Here is a 5232-nt window from a genome sequence, read left to right on the forward strand (position 1 = left end):
GACACCCCGTACGAACGCGCCCACCGCGCCGCGCTGCGCCGGCTGCGCGCGGACGCCGCCGACCCGGACACCTGCTTGACCAAGGCCGCCGGCCACCCGCTGCCGCTCCCCGGCCGAGGTCACGGCGGGCAACGCCCGCCGACTGTACGCGCTCTGACCGTCCGCCGCGCGGGCTTGGCGGCGATCCGCCACTGGCCGCTTCCGGCCGCCCTGGACGCCTGTTCCGCCGTGGGCGGCGCTGACTAGGGTGTGGCTCCCGGCGCGGTGCGCGTCCGCCGTCGTCCGATCGCACGGTCCTGCCCAGCAGAAGCGGAGTCATACGCTCCATGGGTGGCCGACTTGTGACGATTAGATGACTACCTCTTGCGGATTGCCACACTTGTTCACTAGCGTCCCGATCATTCCAAATGCACCTGCCAACCGCAGTTGCTGCATGACGACTCGGGAGGGCCAACCCCTATGAGTGTTCCTCGGATCAGCCGGACCCGGTATGCGGCAGTGGGCGTCGCGCTCGCCACCGCCGGCGCCCTCGCGCTGCCGTCCGGCACCGCCGTCGCCGCCTCCGGGCCGGAGTCGACGACCGGTCCGCTGCTCAGCTACGTCGTCAACACCAAGGCCAACCACGGCCAGGTGCAGAAGGTCGAGAAGGCGATCACCACCCTCGGCGGCACCGTGGTGTACTCCTACGAGCAGATCGGTGTGGTGATCGCGCGCTCCACCGACACCCAGTTCGCCGCCAAGCTGCGGCAGGCCAAGGGTGTCGAGTCGGTCGGCGCCAGCCGCACCAAGGGCATCACCGCCTCCGAGGACCGTGTCGCCGAGGTCGCCGCCGCTCCGGCCGGTGCCTCCGCCGCGGGCGAGGAGCCGCTGTGGGCCAACCAGTGGGACATGCGCCAGATCGGCGTGGACAAGGCCCACAAGCTGTCCCTGGGCAGCAACAAGGTGACCGTCGGCGTGCTGGACTCCGGCATCGACGGCACCCACGAGGACCTCGCCGCCAACATCGACGCCTCGCAGTCGGTCTCCTGCATCGACGGCGGCAAGCCGAACACCGCCTGGGACGCCTGGCAGCCGGGCGTCGACGGCGACCACGGCACCCACGTGGCCGGCAGCATCGCCGCCGCCAAGAACGGCAAGGGCATCGAGGGCATCGCCCCGAACGTCAAGCTCGCCGCGGTGAAGGTCGTCGACGACGGCGGCTTCATCTACCCGGAGTACGCCATCTGCGGCTTCGTCTGGGCCGGTGAGCACAAGTTCAAGATCACGAACAACAGCTACTTCGTCGACCCGTGGATGTTCAACTGCCAGAACGACGCGGACCAGGCGGCGATCACCACCGCCGTCCGCCGCGCCGTCGAGTTCTCGCAGCGCAAGGGCGTCCTCAACGTCGCCGCGGCGGGCAACGAGAACATCGACCTCGCCCACAAGACCAAGGACGTCGCCAGCCCGGACGACACCACCCCGGGCGAGCGTCCGATCACCCAGGACTGCCTGAACCTGCCGACCGAGCTCGACGGCGTGGTCGCGGTCTCCTCGGTGGGCGTCAACGGTGAGAAGTCGTACTACTCCAGCTACGGCAAGAACAAGGTCACCGTGGCCGCCCCCGGTGGCGACCGCCGCTACCAGATCCCGAACACCCCGGACCAGAACGGCCGCGTGCTGTCCACCATCCCGGGCGGCCAGTACGGCTACATGCAGGGCACCTCGATGGCCTCGCCGCACGCCGCCGGCGTGCTCGCCCTGCTCGCCAGCACCCACCCGTGGGCCAGCGCGGACGAGCTGACCGAGCTGCTGACCAACCAGGCCGAGTCGCACGCCTGCCCGACGTCCCCGTACAACCCGGGCGGCGCCGGCGAGTGGACCGCCACCTGCGAGGGCGGCGCGGACGACAACGGCTTCTACGGCGCCGGCATCATCAACGCCGAGAAGGCGGTCCAGTGGTGGCGGTGAGCCACGGCTGACCGGCTGACACCCTGAGCCGCCGAACGGGGGCGGGACATCGAGTCCCGCCCCCGTTCGCGTGCCCGGCTCACTCGAAGTGGTGCTCCCAGACCGTCTCCACCGACGGCTTGCCGTGCAGGTCCGGCACCTCCCGCAGCCAGGCCGGACGCGCCGCCCTGGTCCGCGCGGCCCGCCGGCGCTCCGCCTCGCGCAGCTGCTCGGGGGTGGAGAACCCCTCCGGAAGCCATTCGGCGGACAGCACCGCCCGCGCCGCCAGGTGGTTCACGTAGGCCCGGCGCAGCTCCCCGACCGAGTCGAAGCCCGGCTCGTCGGCCAGCCAGGCGTCCGGCACCAGCGCCACCACCTCCTCCAGCAGCCCGACGGTGACCAGCGGCCCGAGCTCCTCGTCGGCCAGCCGGACGTCCGGGCGGTACCCGCCGAGGGCGTGGGCGCTGAGGTCGTACCGCTTGCCGACCGACCCCTCGGCGGCGGACCAGCGGTGGTGGAAGACCAGTGCGGCGCCGTTGTCGATCAGCCACAGCCCGCGGTGCCAGACCATGAGGTTGGGGTTGTGCACCGTCCGGTCGACGTTCCCGGTGAGCGCGTCCAGCCAGACCACCCGGCCGGCGTCGACCGGGTCGACGTCGATCAGGCCGGGCCGGAAGTCGCGGGCGCCGGGCAGCAGGTCCATGCCGAGGTTGATCCCGCGGCTGGCCCGCAGGATGTCCTGGATCTCGGGGTCCGGCTCGCCGTCGGCCACCGCCGGGTCGAAGTCCACCAGCCGCAGCTCCGGCACCGGCAGGCCGAGCCGCCGGGCCAGCTCGCCGACGATCACCTCGGCCACCAGCGCCTTGCGCCCCTGGGCCGCCCCGGTGAACTTCACCACGTAGGTGCCCAGGTCGTCGGTCTCCACCACGCCGGGGACGGAACCGCCGGCCCGCAGCGGGTCGACGTAGCGCACTGCTGTCACCTGTTCGAGCACAACCGCAGCCTAACGTCCGCTCCGCCGGGGAGGGCGCCCCCCGCCGCCGGGCGTCCGCTGTGATTGGCTTGCCGCTACCACCCGGACGACATCCGGCGCCGGACGACCGACGAGGAGAGCAGGACCATGGGACAGGTGCACGCCACCACCGAGCGGGTCTACGACGCGGCCCCCGAGCGGGTGTACGAGACCCTGGCCGACTACCAGGTGACCCGCCCCAAGCTGCTGCCCGAGCAGTACAGCGAGTACGAGGTCCGGGTCGGCGGCACCGGCGCCGGCACCCAGGTGCACTGGAAGCTCCAGGCCACCGAGAAGCGGATCCGCGACTGCCTGTTCACCGTCTCCGCGCCCCGGCCGGACCAGCTGGTGGAGAAGGACGCGAACTCCAGCATGGTGATCACCTGGACCGTCGCGGCGGCCGGCGAGGGCCGCACGAAGGTCACCGTCACGGCCACCTGGCAGGGCGCGACCGGCATCGGCGGTTTCTTCGAGCGGACCTTCGCGCCCAAGGGCCTGAACCGGATCCACGACCAGGTGCTCGCCAACCTGGCCGCCGAGGTGCGCTGAGTCCGGCCTTCCGGACCTCACCCTCAACTCGTCCAGGAATTCGACGAGTTCGTCCACCCGTGCGAGCGACGCGCCGTACGGGTGGACGCCCCGCCACCTGCGGGTGACGACGCCGTCCCGGGCGGTGCGGCCACCCTAGGCTCGCCGCCGTGCATATGACGATCCTTCACATTTCGCAGCCCGTCGACGGCGGAGTGGCCCGCGTCGTGGTCGACCTGGTCCGCGGTCAGCGCGAGGCCGGCCACCGGGTGCTGGTCGCCTGTCCGCGCGGCGGCCGGCTGGCCGACGAGGCCGCCGCCGTCGGCGCGCTGGTCCAGGACTGGCCGGCCCGGCGCTCGCCGGGACCCGCCACCGCCGCCGAGGCCTGGCGGCTGCGCCGGATCGTCCGGGCCGCCGGGCCCGACATGCTCCACCTGCACAGCGCCAAGGCCGGACTGGCCGGCCGGCTGGCCGTGCGCGGCGCGGTGCCGACCGTCTTCCAGCCGCACGCCTGGTCCTTCGCCGCCGTGGACGGCGCGCTCGCCGCGGCCACCCTGCGCTGGGAGCGGTACGCGACCCGCTGGGCGCACCGGCTGCTCTGCGTCTCGGTCCAGGAGCGGGCCGACGGCGTCGCGGCCGGACTGCACGCCGACTGGGCGGTGGTGCCCAACGGCGTGGACGTGCGCCACTACGCGCCCGCCGACCGCCGGGCCGCCCGGATCGCGCTCGGCCTGGAGCCGGCCGCCCCGCTCGCGGTCTGCGTGGGCCGGCTCTGCCGCCAGAAGGGGCAGGACGTGCTGCTCACCGCCTGGCCGGAGGTGCGGCGCCGGGTACCGGGGGCCAGGCTGGCGCTGGTCGGCGGCGGCCCGGAGGAGGCCCGGCTGGCCGCGATGGTCCGGGCGGGCGCCGAGCCGTCCCGGGTGCGGATGGTCGGGGACGTCGCGGACCCGCGCCCCTGGCTGGCCGCGGCCGATCTGGTGGTGCTGCCCTCGCGCTGGGAGGGCATGGCGCTGGCCCCGCTGGAGGCGATGGCCTGCGGGCGGCCGGTGCTGCTGACCGACGTTCCCGGGGCCCGGGAGTGCCTGCCGCCGTCCGAACGCACGGGTGCCCTGGTGCCCCCGGAGGACGTGTCCGCGCTCATCACCCGAATGGCGGAAGCGTTGTCCGATCCGATCGAGTGCGAGCGGCGCGGCGCCCGGCTGCGCGAGCACGCCGTGGCCCGCCACGACGTTCGATCCGTGGTCGAACAGGTCGACGCGCTCTACCGCGACCTGCTGGGCGCCGGCCCCGCGCCCGGGCGGCGCAGGGCCCGTGTCCCGCAGCGGATCTGATCGTTTCACATGCCGTGAATGCCCCGCCGGCTCGGCGTTCCCGTATTCGCACCCTCCACCGGTTGTGGGCGAGGGGCTAAATCAGAAATACCTATTAATGGGCGGCTGGAATGAAACGGCAAGTCGACTTCCAGCATTCAAGCCGCTTTTCGGTAACGTCTGATTTTGCCTGCATCGTTTCGATTTCACGCCGGAAATTCGCGAGAAAACCGAGACCCGCCAGCGGTAGCAGGTGCTGTCAGGACCGCACTCACCGGGCCTGGACGGCCGCCCCGGGCCACCCGGCACCGGACCGCCGTCACCCCGGGCACACAGCAGGGGAGTTCGTCCGCCGATGACCATTGACCACGACAGCGTGCCCCGGCCCGGCCAGCCCCTGTCCGGCCCCGGCCGACCCGGCACCGGAGCGGCGGGGGCTGCTGCGCCGGGCGG

The 5232-nt window shown here is 72.8% G+C and carries 5 protein-coding genes; 4 read left to right on the forward strand and 1 reads right to left on the reverse strand.

Translation table 11 applies throughout. The features are described from left to right. Together ABD308_RS08650 and ABD308_RS08655 are read left to right on the forward strand one after the other, a co-directional pair. On the forward strand, positions 1-246 hold a 246-nt coding region (locus tag ABD308_RS08650; RefSeq protein ID WP_344330213.1), incomplete at its 5' end, for a hypothetical protein. 213 nt (positions 247-459) lie between these two features. Further along, positions 460-1950 carry a S8 family peptidase gene (locus tag ABD308_RS08655; RefSeq protein ID WP_344330218.1) on the forward strand — a complete coding sequence of 497 codons (1491 nt, stop codon included), beginning with the start codon at positions 460-462 and terminating at the stop codon, positions 1948-1950. Between the two features lie 79 nt (positions 1951-2029). On the opposite strand, the gene ABD308_RS08660 is transcribed toward ABD308_RS08655, so the two are convergent. Beyond that, the gene (locus ABD308_RS08660) at positions 2030-2923 is read right to left on the reverse strand and encodes a HipA family kinase (protein ID WP_344330224.1); all 894 of its coding nucleotides are present in this window, start codon (positions 2921-2923) and stop codon (positions 2030-2032) included. 126 nt (positions 2924-3049) lie between these two features. Here ABD308_RS08660 and ABD308_RS08665 point away from each other — a divergent pair, with 126 nt between their 5' ends. Continuing rightward, positions 3050-3490, forward strand: a complete 441-nt coding sequence (locus ABD308_RS08665; RefSeq protein ID WP_344330228.1) for an SRPBCC family protein — start codon at positions 3050-3052, stop codon at positions 3488-3490. Between the two features lie 155 nt (positions 3491-3645). Beyond that, the gene (locus tag ABD308_RS08670) at positions 3646-4800 is read left to right on the forward strand and encodes a glycosyltransferase (protein ID WP_344330232.1); all 1155 of its coding nucleotides are present in this window, start codon (positions 3646-3648) and stop codon (positions 4798-4800) included. The last annotated feature ends 432 nt before the right edge of the window (positions 4801-5232 follow it).

It is taken from the genome of Kitasatospora putterlickiae (genome assembly GCF_039527695.1).
GTDB lineage: Bacteria > Actinomycetota > Actinomycetes > Streptomycetales > Streptomycetaceae > Kitasatospora > Kitasatospora putterlickiae.